Below are 16,574 nucleotides of genomic sequence, written 5' to 3' on the forward strand. Positions count from 1 at the left end.
ATCGAGGCGCCTGTTTCGCGAGCAAGCTTTGCTCCCACAGATAAATCCTTTTGCCACAATAGCGTTCGGCTCAACTTCATCAATCGGCCGGGCTTTTTTGTGTTTCCGGATATTCTTTGAACGAAATTTTCACAAAATCTTGCGGACAATCCCACGCGCTTATATCGCCGCCGGTTATTTAATGGCAATGCCATAGCCGTTCGTGCAACATTTGCGCTCTCGCGCAAGCCCCGAGGCCAGGCTTTGGTCAACAGAGGGCGCGCCGTTGTTTCTTTTGTCACTCCAACTCCAATAGGGTCCTTAAACGACATGGCAATCCCGGACGCCCTGAGTCAGCAGCGCAATACGCATCGCCTGCTGCAACCGACCGTCAAATCGCACCTGGCCTATACGTTGCTTTGCGCCCTGGTGATGATGGTCATGTTCAGCCTGCTGCGCGTGGCGCTGCTGGTCTATAACCGCGAGATGATCCTCGACACCCCGGCCTCGACCTTCGTTGAAGCGTTCGTCAACGGCCTGCGTTTCGACCTGCGCCTGGTGGTCTACCTCTGCATCCCGTTGCTGCTGGCATTGTTCAGCGCCAGGGCCATGGCGGCCCGTGGGTTCTTTCGTTTCTGGCTGACCGTCACCTCCAGCATCGCGCTGTTCCTGGGCTTGATGGAGATGGATTTCTACCGTGAATTCCACCAGCGCCTCAACGGCCTGGTCTTCCAGTATGTAAAGGAAGACCCGAAAACCGTGATGAGCATGCTCTGGTACGGTTTCCCGGTGGTGCGCTACCTGCTGGCCTGGGTCGGCGGCACCCTCATCCTGAGCCTTGCTTTCAAGGGCGCTGACCGCGCCACTCGGCCCCGTGGGCCGTTCAGTGGCGGCACCATCGGTACCCGGCAGATCGCTCCGTGGTATGGGCGTGTCGCGGTGTTCATGGTTTGCCTGCTGGTGGCCGTGGCCGCTGCACGCGGCACCCTGCGCCAAGGCCCGCCGCTGCGTTGGGGTGACGTCTACACCACCGATTCGAACTTCGCCAACCAGTTGGGCCTCAACGGTACGTTGTCGCTGGTGGCGGCGGCCAAGAGCCGGATGTCCGAAGACCGCGACAACATCTGGAAAGCCACCCTTGAACAACCGCTGGCACAGCAGACCGTGCGGGACATGCTGGTGATGCCTGACGATAAACTCGTGGACACCGAGACCGCCGCCGTGCGCCGCGACTACACGCCGCCAGCGGACAAGACCCTGCCGATCAAGAACGTGGTTGTGATCCTCATGGAAAGCATGGCCGGTCACTCGGTGGGCGCCCTGGGCGCGCCGGGCAACATCACGCCTTACCTGGACAAGCTGTCCAAGGAAGGCCTGTTGTTCGACCGTTTCTTCTCCAACGGCACCCACACCCACCAAGGCATGTTCGCCACCATGGCGTGCTTCCCGAACCTGCCGGGTTTCGAATACCTGATGCAGACGCCGGAGGGCAGCCACAAGCTGTCGGGCCTGCCGCAACTGCTCAGCGCCCGTGACTACGACGACGTGTATGTCTACAACGGCGATTTCGCCTGGGACAACCAGTCGGGGTTCTTCAGCAGCCAGGGCATGACCAACTTCATCGGGCGTAACGACTTCGTGAACCCGGTGTTCTCCGATCCGACCTGGGGCGTGTCCGACCAGGACATGTTCGACCGTGGCCTGATCGAGCTCAAGGCGCGGGAAAACGGCAAGCCGTTCTATGCCTTGCTGCAAACCCTGTCCAACCACACGCCGTATGCTCTGCCGACACCGTTGCCCGTGGAGCGGGTCACCGACCGCGGCAGCCTGAACGAACACCTGACCGCCATGCGCTACGCCGACTGGGCACTGGGCCAGTTCTTCGAGAAGGCCCGCAAGGAGCCGTACTTCAAGGAAACCCTGTTCGTGGTGGTCGGCGATCATGGTTTTGGCAACGAACGCCAGATCACCGAAATGGACCTGGGCCGTTTCAACGTGCCGATGCTGCTGATCGGCCCGGGCATCCAGGAAAAATTCGGCCAGCGTAACCATACCGTGGGCACTCAAGTCGACATCGTGCCGACCATCATGGGCCGGATCGGCGGGCAAGTGCGCAACCAGTGCTGGGGCCGCGACCTGCTGAACCTGCCGCAAGGCGACCCTGGTTTTGGTGTGATCAAGCCGTCGGGCAGCGAACAGACCACGGCGATCATCCGCGATGACCAGATCCTGGTACTGCCGAAGGAGAAGGAAATGGCGCCGAAGATGTATCGCTATGAGCTGGGCGCCAACCCGCATGCGGAAATCATCCCGGATGCAGCGGATACCGCGCAGATGAAACTCAAGCTCGAATCGTTCCTGCAAACGGCGACCAAAAGCCTGTTGGATAACACCGCTGGCGTCGTTGACGGCAAGCCGGATTGATAAAACAGCGAGCATAAAAAGAGGCCTCTAGAGGCCTCTTTTTTTTGCACTTACTTGGTGGTTTATATCTTGCCCAGTAATAGCAGGACCAACAGCACCACCAACACTACACCAATGATACCGGACGGACCGTAACCCCAACTTCTGGAGTGCGGGAAGACCGGAAGACCACCGATCAGCAGGAGGATCAGGATGATGATAAGAATTGTGCCCATTGTAGATTTCCTTATTGGTCAGTTCTGGGGTGATACAACTTTCAACTGCCAGCGCGCATGCGTTAAATCCGGGCGGCTTAATAAGTCCGACCGTAACGTCCTGTAAAAAATTCAAAGTTTTTTGTGGTCGTATGAAAGTGCAATTGTGCAGCCCAATACCCACAAAGGGCGCTCCTCGATCAAAACCCATTACGGTTTGCCCTCGCCATTCAGCAATCTGATGGAGCGTGGGTCCGCAGAACTCCTTCGCTACACTCGGCCTATCTCTCCCGGAACAAGGCTGTTTGCTATGCAAAATCGCATGATGATCACTGGTGCCGGCTCCGGCCTGGGTCGCGAAATCGCGCTGCGCTGGGCCCGCGAAGGCTGGCGCCTGGCCTTGTCGGATGTCAGCGAGCCAGGCCTTGTGGAAACCCTCAAGCTGGTGCGCGCCGCCGGTGGCGACGGCTTCACCCAGCGTTGCGATGTGCGCGACTACAGCCAATTGACTGCGTTCGCCCAGGCTTGCGAAGAGAAGCTCGGTGGCATCGATATCATCGTCAACAATGCCGGCGTTGCCTCGGGCGGGTTCTTCAGTGAACTTTCCCTGGAGGATTGGGACTGGCAGATCGCAATCAACCTGATGGGCGTGGTCAAGGGCTGCAAGGCGTTCTTGCCGCTGCTGGAGAAAAGCCGCGGCAAGATCATCAACATCGCCTCCATGGCGGCCCTGATGCAGGGGCCTGCCATGAGCAACTACAACGTGGCCAAGGCTGGAGTAGTGGCATTGTCGGAAAGCCTGTTGGTGGAACTGGCGCAGCAGGAAATTGGCGTACACGTGGTGTGCCCGTCGTTCTTCCAGACCAATCTGCTGGACTCCTTCCGCGGCCCGACCCCGGCCATGAAGGCCCAGGTTGGCAAGTTGCTGGAAAGCTCACCGATCAGCGCCGCGGATATTGCCGACTACATCTACCAGCAGGTCGCCCAGGGCCAGTTCATGATCCTGCCTCATGAACAGGGGCGCATGGCGTGGGCCCTCAAGCAGAAGAACCCACAATTGCTGTACGACGAAATGACCGTCATGGCCGACAAGATGCGCGCCAAGGCCCGGCAAAACCTGAATTGACCTGGCTGCCCGATGTCCTCAGGATGGCGCCATTCGGCCTTCCTGATGGACATCTGCATGCTCAATTACCTGTGGTTTTTTCTCGCCGCGCTGTTTGAGATCGCGGGCTGCTACGCCTTCTGGTTGTGGCTGCGCCAGGGCAAGAGCGCCTGGTGGATCGTCCCGGCATTGCTCAGCCTCACGTTATTCGCCCTGTTACTGACCCGCATCGAAGCGACGTACGCCGGGCGCGCCTACGCCGCCTATGGCGGTATCTATATCATTGCCTCGATCGGCTGGCTGGCCATGGTGGAGCGGGTGCGGCCATTGGGTTCCGACTGGATTGGCGTGGCGCTCTGCGTGTTGGGGGCGAGTGTGATTCTATTCGGCCCACGACTCTCGGCGCCCTGAAACCACCTGCGATCCGACAGGGTTTTGCAGGAAGTTTCCGTCAGTCACAGGAGCTTTGCTTGTAGGGCCTTACTGAATTCTCGCGGGTGTCTTGAGAACAGGAAACAGGCCGGGCATGGTCAGGGTCCAGACATTCTTAAGGACAAGAACCATGCTTGTACTAAGCCGCGCTGTAGGTGAGTTGATTTCCATCGGTGACGATATTTCCGTCCGTGTGCTGTCGGTCAGCGGTGGCACCGTGCGTTTTGGCGTGGAAGCGCCACGGCACGTCGATGTCCATCGCTCCGAAATCTACGACAAGATCCAGAAGAGAAAGGCCCAAGCCACTCGCAAGGCCTGTTCAGTCGAATAGGTGCTTGGGCACGTCGTGCTTGAGCATCAGTTGGCACTGTTCACTTTCGGGGTCGAAGACGATCAACGCCTGGCCTTTGGTCAGGGCTTGTCTGACTCGTAGAACCCGTGTTTCCAGGGGCGTGTCGTCACCATTGTCGGTGCCGTCGCGGGTCACGAAATCTTCGATCAGGCGAGTGAGCGTGTCGACTTCGAGTTGGTCGTGGGGGATGAGCATGGGGTACCTCGGCTAGACAATGAGGCGATGCTACGGCCAATGGGCTTTTGCGGCTAGCCTGGGTTTTACGGTTGTTTGTCCCGGCCTCATCGTCGGAACGCCGCCCGGAGCAAGCTCCCCCCAGGGTTTTTGAGTCGCACTGAAAACTCAATGTGGGAGCGAGCCTGCTCGCGATGGCGATATTCCAGGCCGTGAAAATGCTGGGTCAGTTATCGGAACGCTGCCCCACCAGGCTATCCACCGACGGTACCCGGGTATCGCTTTCCATCTGTGCATCGTGCTCGATCTGGTGGCTGAAGCGGTCCAGCGAGCCCTGGGCCGGTTGCGCGTCGCTGGCGAATACCGGCGGGCTGAGGATGTAGGCGCCGAGCAGGCGGCTGAGGGCGGCCAGGCTGTCGATGTGGGTACGTTCGTAGCCATGGGTGGCGTCGCAGCCGAAGGCGAGCAGGGCGGTGCGGATGTCATGGCCGGCGGTGATGGCCGAATGGGCGTCGCTGAAGTAGTAGCGGAACAGGTCGCGGCGTGCGGGTACCTCGTTTTCCTTGGCCAGTTTCAACAAGTGTCGCGACAGGTGATAGTCGTAAGGGCCTCCGGAGTCTTGCATCGCCACGCTGACCGCATGTTCGCTCGAATGCTGGCCAGGTGCGACGGGCGCGATGTCGATGCCGACGAATTCGCTCACATCCCAGGGCAGTGCAGCCGCCGCACCGCTGCCGGTTTCCTCGGTGATGGTGAACAGGGGGTGACAATCGATCAGCAGTTCTTCGCCGCTGTCGACAATCGCCTTGAGCGCCGCCAGCAGCGCCGCGACCCCGGCCTTGTCGTCCAGGTGCCGGGCGCTGATATGACCGCTTTCGGTGAATTCCGGCAAGGGATCGAAGGCCACGTAATCGCCGATGCCCACCCCCAGGCTTTCGCAATCGGCGCGGGTGGCGCAATAGGCGTCCAGGCGCAGCTCGATGTGGTCCCAACTGATGGGCATTTCATCCACGGCGGTGTTGAATGCGTGCCCGGATGCCATCAACGGCAGCACGCTGCCCCGAATCACGCCGGTGTCGGTAAACAGGCTGACCCGACTGCCTTCGGCAAACCGACTGGACCAGCAACCCACCGGGGCCAGGGTCAGGCGGCCGTTGTCCTTGATGGCCCGCACGGCAGCGCCAATGGTGTCCAAGTGGGCCGATACTGCTCGGTCGGGACTGCTCTTGCGGCCCTTGAGCGTGGCGCGGATCGTGCCGCGGCGGGTCATTTCGAACGCGATACCCAGCTCCTCGAGCCGCTCGGCGACGTAACGCACGATGGTGTCGGTAAAGCCGGTCGGGCTGGGAATGGCGAGCATCTCCAGCAGGACCTTTTGCAGGTATTCGAGATCCGGTTCGGGAATTTTGCTGATCATGGAAACTCCTCACGGAACATTAAATTGAAGTAGGGAACCTGTGGCGAGGGAGCTTGCTCCCGCTGGACCGCGGAGCGGTCCCTTTTGAGCTCCAGGTCGATGCAAAAACCCGGAGGGCCGCGGAGAAGGGCCGCTTCGCAGCCCAGCGGGAGCAAGCTCCCTCGCCACGGAAGAAGGGCTAGGCCACCGCCTGGCTATGGGGAAACAACAAATCCACAAAACGCTCGGCGGTGGGTTGTGGTTCGTGGTTGGCCAGGCCTGCGCGTTCGTTGGCTTCGATGAATACGTACTCGGGTTGATCGGCCGCCGGCACCAGCAGGTCGAGGCCGACCATGGGGATGTCCAGCGCCCGCGCGGCGCGCACCGCCGCATCGACAAGGGTCGGATGCAGGATGCTGGTGACATCCTCGAGCACGCCTCCGGTATGAAGGTTCGCCGTGCGTCGTACGAACAGATGCTCCCCGGCGGGCAACACGCTGTCATAGTCGAACCCCGCCGCGCTGAGCGTGCGCAAGGTTTCGGCATCCATCGGGATTTTGCTTTCGCCGCCCGTGGCCGCTTGCCGTCGGCGACTCTGGGCTTCGATCAACGCGCCGATCGTGTGCCGGCCATCGCCGATCACCTCCGCCGGGCGCCGGATCGCTGCCGCCACCACTTCAAAACCGATTACCAGGATCCGCAGGTCCAATCCTTCGTGGAAGCTTTCCAGCAGCACCCGGCTGTCGAACCGCCGAGCCGCTTCGATGGCGCTTTGCACCTCCTCGATGGTGCGCAGGTCCACTGCCACGCCTTGGCCTTGTTCACCGTCCAGCGGCTTGACCACCACCCGTTCGTGCTCGTCGAGAAACGCCAGGTTGTCATCGGCATTGCCCGCCAACTGCTGGGCCGGCAGGTTCAGGCCGGCATTCTTCAGTACCTTGTGGGTCAGGCTTTTGTTCTGGCAAAGAGTCATGCTGATGGCGCTGGTCAGGTCGCTCAGGGACTCGCGGCAGCGCACCCGACGGCTGCCGTGAACCAGGGTGAACAAGCCGGCCTCGGCATCGTCCACCTGCACTTCGATGCCACGCCGGTGAGCTTCTTCGACAATGATTCGCGCATAAGGATTGAACTGCGCTTCGGGACCTGGCCCGAGGAACAACGGCTGGTTGATACCGTTCTTGCGTTTGATGGCGAAGGTCGAGAGGTTGCGAAAGCCGAGTTTGGCGTAGAGGTTTTTCGCCTGGCGATTGTCATGCAACACCGACAGGTCGAGGTAACTCAAGCCACGGCTCATGAAATGCTCGACGAGGTGGCGCACCAGCACTTCGCCAACACCGGGCCGCTGACATTGCGGATCGACGGCCAGGCACCAGAGGCTGCTGCCGTTTTCCGGGTCGTTGAAGGCCTTCTGATGATTCAGGCCCATGACGCTGCCGATCACCGCACCGGTGTCATCGTCTTCGGCCAACCAATAGACCGGGCCGCCTTCATGACGTGGGGTCAGTCGCTGCGGGTCGATGGGCAGCATGCCCCGGGCCTGGTAGAGCTGGTTGATGGCCTGCCAATCGGTCTCGCCCTGGGCCCGACGGATGCGGAACCCGCGAAACACCCGCGTGGCCTGGCGATAGTCGCTGAACCACAGGCGCAAAGTGTCGGATGGGTCGAGGAACAGTTGCGCCGGTTCCAGCCCCAGCACCTGCTGGGGCGCGGCGACGTACAAGGCAATGTCGCGTTCGCCGGGTTGTTCGTTGAGCAGTTCCCGGGCCAGGCTCGCCGGGTCCGGGAAGGTGTGGCCGATCAGCAGTCGGCCCCAGCCGCAATGCACCGCGATCGGGTCGGCGCCCAATTCGCTGCCGTCTTCGGCCAGGCGCGCCTGCAGGCGTTCGTAGGACGGTGCCTGGCCACGCAAGAGGCGTTGGTTGTGAACGGTTGCGTAAGGTTTCATCGATCAGATTCCTTGCTCGCTGAGCCACAGGTTCAGCGCCGCCAACTGCCACAGCCGCGACCCGCGCAACGGCGTGAGCTGGCCGTTGGGGTCGGTCAGCAGGCGGTCGAGCATGGCCGGGTTGAACAGGCCGCGATCCTGGCTCGGATCGAGCAGCAGTTCGCGGACCCAGGCCAGCGTGTTGCCTTCCAGGTGCTTGAGGCCAGGCACCGGGAAATACCCCTTCTTGCGGTCGATCACCTCGCTAGGGATCACCCGCCTGGCGGCTTCCTTGAGCACCTGCTTGCCGCCATCGGGCAGCTTGAATTTCGCCGGGACCCGGGCCGAGAGTTCTACCAAGCGGTAATCCAGGAAGGGCGTGCGCGCTTCCAGGCCCCAGGCCATGGTCATGTTGTCGACGCGTTTGACCGGGTCGTCCACCAGCATCACCGTGCTGTCCAGGCGCAGGGCCTTGTCCACCGCCGCATTGGCGCCCGGCTGGGCGAAATGCTCCTTGACGAAATCACCGGCGGCATCGTTGGCCGTCAGCCATTTGGGTTGCACCGTGGCGGCATATTCTTCGTAGCTGCGATCGAAGAAGGCGGCGCGATAGGCCGCGTACGGATCGCTGGCGCCATCGACCTGCGGGTACCAGTGGTAACCGGCGAACAGCTCGTCGGCGCCCTGGCCGCTTTGCACCACTTTGCAATGCTTGGCCACTTCCCGTGACAGCAGGTAGAAGGCGATGCAGTCGTGGCTGACCATCGGCTCGCTCATGGCACGGAATGCTGCCGGCAGTTGCTCGATGATCTCTTTCTCGTCGATGCGCAGTTGGTGATGACGGGTGCCGTAGTGCTTGGCAATCAGGTCCGAATATTGGAACTCGTCACCGCGCTCGCCGCCGGCATCCTGGAAACCAATGGAGAACGTGGACAGGTCTTCAACACCGACCTCGCGCAACAGACCCACCAGCATGCTCGAATCCACCCCGCCGGAAAGCAGCACGCCGACATCCACGGCGGCGCGCTGGCGAATGGCGACCGCTTCACGGGTGCTGTCGAGCACGCGGTCGATCCAGTCTTCCAGGTTCAGGTGCTGTTCGTCGGCCCGGGGACCGTAGGGCAGGGTCCACCAGGTTTTCTGCTCGGTGCTGCCGTCGGCTTCGATCCGCATCCAGGTGGCGGGCGGCAGTTTTTCAATGCCCGCCAGCAAGGTGCGGGGCGCCGGGACCACCGCGTGGAAATTCAGATAATGGTTGAGCGCCACCGGGTCGAGTACGGGGTTGATATCACCGCCCTTGAGCAGCGCCGGCAACGCCGAGGCGAAACGCAGCCGCTGGCCGGTGCGCGACAGGTACAGCGGCTTGACGCCGAGGCGGTCGCGGGCGATGAACAGCCGCTTGGTATCGCGCTCCCAGATGGCGAAGGCGAACATGCCGTTGAGCTTGGGCAGCAGCGCCTCGCCCCAGGCGTGGTAGCCCTTGAGCAGCACTTCGGTGTCGCCACCGGAATAGAAGGTGTAGCCCAGGCCTTCGAGTTCAGTGCGCAGTTCGGGGTAGTTGTAGATCGCGCCGTTGAAAGCCAGGGACAGGCCCAGTTGATTGTCGATCATCGGCTGGGCCGAGCCGTCCGACAGATCCATGATTTTCAGGCGCCGATGGCCCAGGGCAATCGGCCCCTGGCTATGAAAGCCCCAGGCGTCGGGGCCGCGTGGGGCCAGGTGATGGGTGATTCGCTCTACGGCCGCAAGGTCCGCAGGTTGTTGATCGAAACGTAACTCTCCAGCTAATCCGCACATAAGTCCTTACCGGTTTTTCCGTTGGGGAGGGGTCAAGCAGCACGCGCCGACATGGCGGGTACCCTGAAACTGACCGGGGGGATTGCTGTGAGTTTTAGATCGATGCGTTATAAGGCGACGGGTGGCGGCCGCTTGGTCTGCCGTATAACTCAAGGATATGTGGGAGCGAGCCTGCTCGCGATCGCGGTGTGTCAGTCAACCCAGGTACCATCTGAGCCACCGCGATCGCGAGCAGGCTCGCTCCCACAGGATTTGTGGTGGGGGCAAAAATCGGCGTCAGGCCTTGCCCCGAATCAATGCTCGCAACGCAAACCGGTTCGGATGGCAGGCCTCGGCCACGCTGCGGGGCAGTGGCAGCGGTTCGTTGTCCAGCCAGGCGGCGATCAGTTCGCCCGATAGGGGCGCGGTGATCAGGCCGCGGGAACCGTGACCGCTGTTGATGTACAGGCCATCGAGCCACGGACAGGGGGTATCCGGCACCTGGCGGGCGTCCTTGCCCAGCGCTGCATAAGCCTCGGTAAAGGCCTGGCGGTCGGCCAACGGTCCGACGATCGGCAGGTAATCCGGGCTGGTGCAACGGAACGCCGCGCGGCCTTCGAGGTGTTGCGGGTCCAGGGTGGCGGCGTTCAGGCGCTCCACCAGGTCTTGGGAAATTTCTTCGAGCATCCGCAGGTTGCCGGCGTGCTCGGCGGCGGTGGGGGTCAGGTCGTCGCTGTTGAAGTCGAAACTGGCGCCCAGGGTGTGTTCGCCCAGCCGTGGCGGGGCCACATAGCCTTCGGCGCAAACCACGGTCGCCAGGCTCTGGCTGCGGCTGGTTTGCGGCAGGCGGGTGATTTGCCCGCGAATGCGCTTGAGCGGCAACTCGGCGGCCGGTTCGAAACGCTTGATCTCGGCCGCGCTGGCGAGGATCGCCACCGGCGCACTGGCCAGGCAGCGTTCGCCGTCCCATGCCTGCCATTGGCCGTCGATTCGGCGCAGTTGCAGCACTTCATGATGGGGTTGCACATCAATCCCTGGCTGCGAGGCTTGCCAGCGACACAACGCCGGCGGATGCACCCAACCACCCTCGGGATAAAACAAGCCACCACAGGCCAGGTCGATGCCGGACCGAACCTGCGCCTCCGACTGATCCAGGGTGTGCAGCAAATCCCTTGGGAACGCCTCGGCCAGTTGCGCCTGACGCTCGGCTTCCTTGCCGTTGAAGGCCAATTGCAAGACGCCGCAGGCGTCCCAGTCAACGCCGCGTTGCAGTTGTTCGAGCACGCGCCGGGTGTAGCCGAAGCCGCTGAGGATCATCTGCGATAAAGCGGTGCCGTGGGCCGACAGCTTAAGGTACAGCACGCCCTGGGGGTTGCCGGAGGCTTCCTCGGCCAACCCGGCATGACGCTCCAGCAGCGTCACCTGCCAGCCGCGGGCGGCGAGGCTGGCCGCGCTGGCGCAACCGGCCAGGCCGCCGCCGATCACCAGTGCCCGGCGCTCGCCGATCAGAGTGGTCGGGCGGGCGTACCAGGGTTTTGCCGGGGCTGGTGCGGGTGTCTGCTCCGGCCAGCCAAGAAACACGCCACGAAGGATTTCCCATTTATGGCCGATGCCTGGCGTGCGCTTCATCTTGAAGCCCGCCGCGTTCAGCGATCGACGGACCCAACCGGTGCTGGTGAAGGTGCTGAGGGTGGCGTCGGGTGCGGCCAGCCGGGCCAGTTCGGCGAACAGCTCGGCGGTCCACATCTCGGGGTTCTTCGCCGGGGCGAAGCCATCCAGGAACCAGGCGTCGATCTGCCCGTCCAGTTGCGGCAACTGCTCCAGGGCATCGCCGATCAACAAGGTCAGTGTCACTCGTCCACCCGCCAAAGTCAGCCGCTGGAAGCCCTGGTGGACCGCAACGTACTGCTCAAGCAATTGCTCCGCCTGATGCTTGAGTTGCGGCCACAGTTCCAGTGCCCGGCGCAGGTCCCGGGGGCTCAGGGGATATTTTTCGACGCTGACGAAATGCAGCCGCGCCCCGGTCGGTGCGCACTGCTCGAACAACTGCCAGGCGCAGAGGAAATTCAAGCCGGTGCCAAATCCGGTTTCGCCGATCACCAGCCGCTCGTCATCGGCCAGGGCCGCGAAGCGCTCGGCCAGATTGTTCTGCTCAAGGAACACATAACGGGTTTCGTCCAGGCCCGACTGGTCGGAAAAATACACATCATCGAACACCCGCGAGCGCGGGCGCCCCTGGTCATCCCAGTCGAGTTGGGCGTGTTGCTGGATGGGCGTCATGGCAGGCTCGGTCAAAACTGAGCGGCCATTCTAGCCGATCGGTATGGGCTTGCTTGACCCATCGCAATAGAGCGCGCATCTGGATGGAATCTGCTGCACAGGGCCGCATCCAATCCGCTAGTCTTGGCCCATCCCCGGAAGGAGCTGCCCATGTTTGAATCCGCTGAAATCGGTCATGCCATTGATAAAGACACCTTTGAGGCCGAGGTACCGGCCCTGCGTGAGGCGCTGCTGGAGGCGCAGTTCGAGTTGCAGCAGCAGGGCCGGTTTCCGGTCATCGTGCTGATCAACGGCATCGAAGGCGCGGGCAAGGGTGAGACGGTGAAGTTGCTCAACGAGTGGATGGACCCGCGGCTGATCGAAGTGCGCACCTTCGACCAGCAGACCGACGAGGAACTGGCGCGGCCACCGGCCTGGCGTTATTGGCGGATGCTGCCGGCGAAGGGGCGCATGGGGATTTTCTTCGGCAACTGGTACAGCCAGATGCTGCAGGGCCGGGTCCATGGCGAGTTCAAGGACCCGCGGCTCGACCAGGCGATCGCCGGTGCCGAGCGCCTGGAAAAAATGCTCTGTGACGAAGGCGCGCTGATCTTCAAGTTCTGGTTCCACCTGTCCAAGAAACAGATGAAGGCCCGGCTCAAGGGGCTCAAGGATGATCCGCTGCACAGCTGGCGCATCAGCCCGCTGGACTGGCAGCAGTCCCAGACCTACGACAAGTTCGTCAAGTATGGTGAGCGGGTGCTGCGCCGCACCAGTCGCGATTACGCACCGTGGCATGTGATCGAAGGCATGGACAGTTGTTATCGCAGCCTCACCGTCGGACGGATCCTGCTCGACGGCTTGCGCCAGGCCCTGGACCGGTCGAAGGTCAAGCCGCAAAAGGTCAGTGTGGCGCCGCTGCCGGAGTTGGATGGCCAGATCACCTTGCTCGACAGCCTGGACATGACCCGGCGCCTGGACAAGGCCGACTACGAAGAACAGCTGATCACCGAGCAGGCGCGCTTCGCTGGCCTGTTGCGGGACAAACGCATGCGCCAGCATGCCCTGGTGGCGGTGTTCGAAGGCAATGACGCGGCGGGCAAGGGCGGGGCGATCCGACGGGTCACGGCGGCCCTGGACCCGCGCCAATACAGCATCGTGCCGATTGCCGCACCCACGGAAGAAGAGCGCGCCCACCCTTACATGTGGCGATTCTGGCGGCATATTCCCGCGCGCGGCAAGTTCACCATGTTCGACCGCTCCTGGTACGGCCGGGTGCTGGTGGAGCGGGTCGAGGGGTTTTGCAGCCAGGCCGACTGGCTGCGGGCCTACGGTGAAATCAACGACTTCGAGGAGCAGCTCGCCGATGCCGGCGTGGTGGTGGTCAAGTTCTGGCTGGCCATCGACAAGGAAACGCAGCTGGAGCGTTTCCAGGAGCGTGAGGACATCCCGTTCAAGCGTTTCAAGATCACCGAGGATGACTGGCGCAACCGCGACAAGTGGGACGCCTACCGCGCCGCGGTGTGCGACATGGTAGACCGCACCAGCACTGAGATTTCCCCTTGGACATTGGTGGAAGCCAACGACAAGCGCTGGGCGCGGGTCAAGGTGTTGCGCACCCTCAACCAGGCGCTGGAGGCGGCTTTCGAGCGCAGCGCACGACAGGCTCGCAAGAAGAAGCGCTAGGACGATGAGCACGCATACGCGAGGTGAATGATTGTCGCGGTCGGTTATGCAGTGGATCTATGCTCGATTCACTCTCAACCGACTACAACAATGAGGTACAGCCATGCGTGAAGTGGTGATCGTCGACAGCGTACGGACCGGCCTGGCCAAGTCCTTTCGCGGCAAGTTCAACATGACCCGTCCGGACGACATGGCGGCTCACTGCGTCAACGCCCTGCTGGCGCGCAATGACATCAACCCGGCCAGTGTCGAGGACTGCATCGTCGGGGCCGGGTCCAATGAAGGCGCCCAGGGTTACAACATTGGGCGCAACGTGGCGGTGCTCTCGCAATTGGGCATCGGCACCGCCGGCATGACCCTCAACCGTTTCTGTTCCTCGGGCCTGCAAGCCATCGCCATCGCGGCCAACCAGATCGCTTCCGGTTGCAGCGACATCATCGTGGCCGGCGGCGTGGAGTCCATCAGCCTGACGATGAAAAGCGTCAACACCGACAACCTGATCAACCCGCTGCTCAAGGAGCAGGTGCCCGGGATCTATTTCCCCATGGGCCAGACGGCCGAGATCGTCGCCCGCCGTTACCAGGTCAGCCGCGAAGAGCAGGACCGCTACGCCTTGCAGAGCCAGATGCGCACCGCCAAGGCCCAGGCGGCCGGGTTGTTCGATGACGAAATTATCCCGATGGCGGTCAAATACCGGGTCGAGGACAAGCAGACCGGCGCGGTGCAGATTCTCGATGGCGTGGTCGATCGCGATGATTGCAACCGCCCGGACACCACCTACGAGAGCCTGGCCGGCCTGAAACCGGTGTTTGCCGAAGACGGATCGGTGACGGCGGGCAACTCGTCGCAGTTGTCCGACGGGGCCTCGATGACCTTGGTGATGAGCCTGGAAAAAGCCTTGGCGCTGGGGCTCAAGCCCAAGGCGTTTTTCCGTGGTTTCACCGTGGCCGGTTGCGAGCCGGACGAGATGGGCATCGGCCCGGTGTTTTCAGTGCCCAAGCTGCTCAAGGCCAAGGGCTTGCAGATTGCCGATATCGACCTGTGGGAACTCAACGAGGCGTTTGCCTCCCAGTGCCTGTACAGCCGCAACCGGCTGGAAATCGATCCGGAAAAGTACAACGTCAATGGCGGCTCGATCTCCATCGGCCATCCGTTCGGCATGACCGGCTCGCGGCAAGTGGGGCATCTGGTGCGTGAGCTGCAACGACGCAACCTGCGCTACGGCATCGTGACCATGTGCGTGGGCGGCGGGATGGGGGCTACTGGGTTGTTCGAGGTGGTGAGCTAACCGCAAGCGCTTTTGTGGCGAGGGAGCTTGCTCCCGCTCGACTGCGAAGCAGGCGCCGATCGGTGCGGTTTATTAATCGGCAGGGGGGCCGCTTCGCGACCCAGCGGGAGCAAGCTCCCTCGCCACAAAAATGTTGCGCCAGCCGTGGGAGTGTTTAGCTGGCAACCTGGGTCAGTTGCAGCATGCGCTGCACATACGCCTCCACTTCCCGCAAGGCATCCTCGCGACTGGCGAATGGCCCTTCCTGGGTGCCTTCGCGGGTATTGAAATAGAACTCGCCATTGACCCGGCAGATCCGGTCGCTGCGAAAAATGGTCGTAGGGGCGGGATCCAGGGCGCGTTTGCCAAGCATGTCGGGTCTCCAGGGTGCAGCGAGGTCAGTTTCAAATGAGCATATGTGCAGTCCCTGATTCTCGCCTGTCCAGCCGATCGACGGCTGCGACCCATACAATCCCATGAGCGCCCGACGCCTAACTGTCCCTGTGTCGTGCAGTGATAGACGCCTAGAATGGCCGTTCATGTCTTGAGCTTCGAGGGTTGCATGCACATATCGTCCGGTCGCTGGGTCTATGGCCTGTTCCTCGCCCTGTTGACCGCCTTGCTGTGGGGCATCCTGCCGATCAAGCTCAAGCAAGTGTTGCAAGTGATGGACCCGGTCACCGTGACCTGGTTTCGCTTGCTGGTGTCCGGCGGGTTGTTGTTCATCTATTTGGCGGCCACCCGGCGTCTGCCCAGTCGCAAGGTCCTGGGCCCTCGCGGTGGCTGGCTGGTGGCGATGGCGGTGCTCGGGCTGGTGGGCAACTACGTGTTGTACCTGATGGGCCTGAACCGCTTGAGCCCTGGCACCGCACAACTGGTGGTGCAGATGGGGCCGATCATGTTGCTGGTCGCCAGTCTGTTCGTGTTCAAGGAGCGTTTCAGCGTGGGGCAGGGCATCGGCCTGCTGGTGCTGTTGATTGGCTTCACGTTGTTTTTCAACCAGCGCCTGGGCGAGTTGCTGACGTCCCTGAGCGACTACACCGCCGGGGTCCTGATGGTGTTGCTGGCGTCGACGGTCTGGACGTTCTATGCCTTGGGCCAGAAGCAACTGTTGACGGTGTGGAACTCGTTGCAGGTGATGATGGTGATCTACCTGTTCTGCGCGTTGCTGCTCACCCCCTGGGTACATCCGTTGGAGGCGCTGCAATTGAGCCCGTTGCAAGGCTGGTTGTTGCTCGCCTGCTGCCTCAACACTCTGATTGCCTATGGCGCGTTTGCCGAAGCCCTGGCCCACTGGGAAGCGTCACGGGTCAGTGCGACCCTGGCGATCACGCCGTTGGTGACCTTTGCCGCAGTGGCGATGGCGGCCTGGTGGTGGCCCGACTATGTCCATGCCGAGCAGATCAATCTGTTGGGCTATGGCGGGGCGGTGCTGGTGGTGCTGGGGTCGGCGCTAGTGGCGCTGGGGCCGTCGCTGATGGCCGGGCTCAGGGCCCGACGCGAGCGGCTTGCTGTAGAGCGATAGACGGTCGCATGTCCGACATGAATCCATTGTGGGAGCGAGCCTGCTCGCGATGCGGTCTGACAGTCGATGAAGAGTCGACTC

Annotated in this window: 14 protein-coding genes; 7 read left to right on the plus strand and 7 right to left on the minus strand. The window is 62.2% G+C overall.

Going from position 1 to position 16,574, the window contains the following annotated elements; genetic code table 11:
- The first annotated feature begins 309 nt into the window (after positions 1 to 309).
- Positions 310 to 2,403, plus strand: a complete 2,094-nt coding sequence (locus tag PSH86_RS08115) for an LTA synthase family protein (RefSeq protein ID WP_109751375.1) — start codon at positions 310 to 312, stop codon at positions 2,401 to 2,403.
- Between the two features lie 62 nt (positions 2,404 to 2,465).
- On the opposite strand, the gene PSH86_RS08120 is transcribed toward PSH86_RS08115, so the two are convergent.
- Complete coding sequence (locus PSH86_RS08120) at positions 2,466 to 2,618, minus strand: DUF3309 family protein (protein ID WP_003183939.1); 153 nt, start codon at positions 2,616 to 2,618, stop codon at positions 2,466 to 2,468.
- 289 nt (positions 2,619 to 2,907) lie between these two features.
- Between PSH86_RS08120 and PSH86_RS08125 the strand changes: the two genes are divergently transcribed.
- From PSH86_RS08125 to csrA, 3 genes are all read left to right on the plus strand, one after another.
- Entirely contained in the window at positions 2,908 to 3,723 is an 816-nt protein-coding gene (locus tag PSH86_RS08125) for an SDR family oxidoreductase (RefSeq protein ID WP_109751376.1), read from the plus strand.
- A 57-nt stretch (positions 3,724 to 3,780) separates the two neighbouring features.
- A complete protein-coding gene (locus tag PSH86_RS08130) occupies positions 3,781 to 4,113 on the plus strand; it encodes a YnfA family protein (RefSeq protein WP_109751831.1) in 333 nt (110 codons plus the stop codon).
- Positions 4,114 to 4,264: 151 nt separating this feature from the next.
- Entirely contained in the window at positions 4,265 to 4,465 is a 201-nt protein-coding gene (gene csrA / locus PSH86_RS08135; protein ID WP_057448496.1) for a carbon storage regulator CsrA, read from the plus strand.
- On the opposite strand, the gene PSH86_RS08140 is transcribed toward csrA, so the two are convergent.
- From PSH86_RS08140 to mnmC, 5 genes are all read right to left on the minus strand, one after another.
- Complete coding sequence (locus PSH86_RS08140) at positions 4,454 to 4,681, minus strand: YheU family protein (RefSeq protein ID WP_003199186.1); 228 nt, start codon at positions 4,679 to 4,681, stop codon at positions 4,454 to 4,456. The two genes, csrA and PSH86_RS08140, sit on opposite strands and share 12 nt — an antisense overlap.
- Before the next feature lie 205 nt (positions 4,682 to 4,886).
- Complete coding sequence (locus PSH86_RS08145; RefSeq protein WP_109751377.1) at positions 4,887 to 6,077, minus strand: osmoprotectant NAGGN system M42 family peptidase; 1,191 nt, start codon at positions 6,075 to 6,077, stop codon at positions 4,887 to 4,889.
- 178 nt (positions 6,078 to 6,255) lie between these two features.
- On the minus strand, positions 6,256 to 8,001 hold the full coding sequence (gene ngg / locus PSH86_RS08150; protein ID WP_109751378.1) for an N-acetylglutaminylglutamine synthetase: 1,746 nt from the start codon (positions 7,999 to 8,001) through the stop codon (positions 6,256 to 6,258).
- A gap of 3 nt (positions 8,002 to 8,004) precedes the next feature.
- Positions 8,005 to 9,777 carry an N-acetylglutaminylglutamine amidotransferase gene (locus tag PSH86_RS08155; RefSeq protein WP_176688399.1) on the minus strand — a complete coding sequence of 591 codons (1,773 nt, stop codon included), beginning with the start codon at positions 9,775 to 9,777 and terminating at the stop codon, positions 8,005 to 8,007.
- 276 nt (positions 9,778 to 10,053) lie between these two features.
- On the minus strand, positions 10,054 to 12,036 hold the full coding sequence (gene mnmC, locus PSH86_RS08160; RefSeq protein WP_305489130.1) for a bifunctional tRNA (5-methylaminomethyl-2-thiouridine)(34)-methyltransferase MnmD/FAD-dependent 5-carboxymethylaminomethyl-2-thiouridine(34) oxidoreductase MnmC: 1,983 nt from the start codon (positions 12,034 to 12,036) through the stop codon (positions 10,054 to 10,056).
- Positions 12,037 to 12,186: 150 nt separating this feature from the next.
- On the opposite strand from mnmC, the gene pap reads away from it, so the two are divergent.
- Together pap and PSH86_RS08170 are read left to right on the plus strand one after the other, a co-directional pair.
- Positions 12,187 to 13,701, plus strand: coding sequence for a polyphosphate:AMP phosphotransferase (gene pap, locus PSH86_RS08165; protein WP_109751381.1), 1,515 nt, complete (start codon positions 12,187 to 12,189; stop codon positions 13,699 to 13,701).
- A gap of 103 nt (positions 13,702 to 13,804) precedes the next feature.
- Positions 13,805 to 14,989: a thiolase family protein gene (locus PSH86_RS08170; RefSeq protein ID WP_109751382.1), complete on the plus strand. Its 1,185-nt coding sequence runs from the start codon at positions 13,805 to 13,807 to the stop codon at positions 14,987 to 14,989.
- 154 nt (positions 14,990 to 15,143) lie between these two features.
- Here PSH86_RS08170 and PSH86_RS08175 read toward each other — a convergent pair whose 3' ends face one another.
- Positions 15,144 to 15,341, minus strand: coding sequence for a DUF6316 family protein (locus PSH86_RS08175; protein WP_109751383.1), 198 nt, complete (start codon positions 15,339 to 15,341; stop codon positions 15,144 to 15,146).
- A gap of 189 nt (positions 15,342 to 15,530) precedes the next feature.
- Here PSH86_RS08175 and PSH86_RS08180 point away from each other — a divergent pair, with 189 nt between their 5' ends.
- Positions 15,531 to 16,493, plus strand: coding sequence for a DMT family transporter (locus tag PSH86_RS08180; RefSeq protein ID WP_109751832.1), 963 nt, complete (start codon positions 15,531 to 15,533; stop codon positions 16,491 to 16,493).
- Positions 16,494 to 16,574: the final 81 nt, after the last annotated feature.

The organism is Pseudomonas sp. FP2300, assembly GCF_030687595.1.
Classification (GTDB): domain Bacteria; phylum Pseudomonadota; class Gammaproteobacteria; order Pseudomonadales; family Pseudomonadaceae; genus Aquipseudomonas; species Aquipseudomonas bijieensis.

Bases quoted from the DNA above. Each gene is read 5' to 3' on its own strand.
- PSH86_RS08115 (WP_109751375.1), top strand. From the start codon at position 310: ATGGCAATCCCGGACGCCCTGAGTCAGCAGCGCAATACGCATCGCCTG.
- PSH86_RS08120 (WP_003183939.1), bottom strand. From the start codon at position 2,618: ATGGGCACAATTCTTATCATCATCCTGATCCTCCTGCTGATCGGTGGT.
- PSH86_RS08125 (WP_109751376.1), top strand. From the start codon at position 2,908: ATGCAAAATCGCATGATGATCACTGGTGCCGGCTCCGGCCTGGGTCGC.
- PSH86_RS08130 (WP_109751831.1), top strand. From the start codon at position 3,781: ATGCTCAATTACCTGTGGTTTTTTCTCGCCGCGCTGTTTGAGATCGCG.
- csrA (WP_057448496.1), top strand. From the start codon at position 4,265: ATGCTTGTACTAAGCCGCGCTGTAGGTGAGTTGATTTCCATCGGTGAC.
- PSH86_RS08140 (WP_003199186.1), bottom strand. From the start codon at position 4,681: ATGCTCATCCCCCACGACCAACTCGAAGTCGACACGCTCACTCGCCTG.
- PSH86_RS08145 (WP_109751377.1), bottom strand. From the start codon at position 6,077: ATGATCAGCAAAATTCCCGAACCGGATCTCGAATACCTGCAAAAGGTC.
- ngg (WP_109751378.1), bottom strand. From the start codon at position 8,001: ATGAAACCTTACGCAACCGTTCACAACCAACGCCTCTTGCGTGGCCAG.
- PSH86_RS08155 (WP_176688399.1), bottom strand. From the start codon at position 9,777: ATGTGCGGATTAGCTGGAGAGTTACGTTTCGATCAACAACCTGCGGAC.
- mnmC (WP_305489130.1), bottom strand. From the start codon at position 12,036: ATGACGCCCATCCAGCAACACGCCCAACTCGACTGGGATGACCAGGGG.
- pap (WP_109751381.1), top strand. From the start codon at position 12,187: ATGTTTGAATCCGCTGAAATCGGTCATGCCATTGATAAAGACACCTTT.
- PSH86_RS08170 (WP_109751382.1), top strand. From the start codon at position 13,805: ATGCGTGAAGTGGTGATCGTCGACAGCGTACGGACCGGCCTGGCCAAG.
- PSH86_RS08175 (WP_109751383.1), bottom strand. From the start codon at position 15,341: ATGCTTGGCAAACGCGCCCTGGATCCCGCCCCTACGACCATTTTTCGC.
- PSH86_RS08180 (WP_109751832.1), top strand. From the start codon at position 15,531: ATGCACATATCGTCCGGTCGCTGGGTCTATGGCCTGTTCCTCGCCCTG.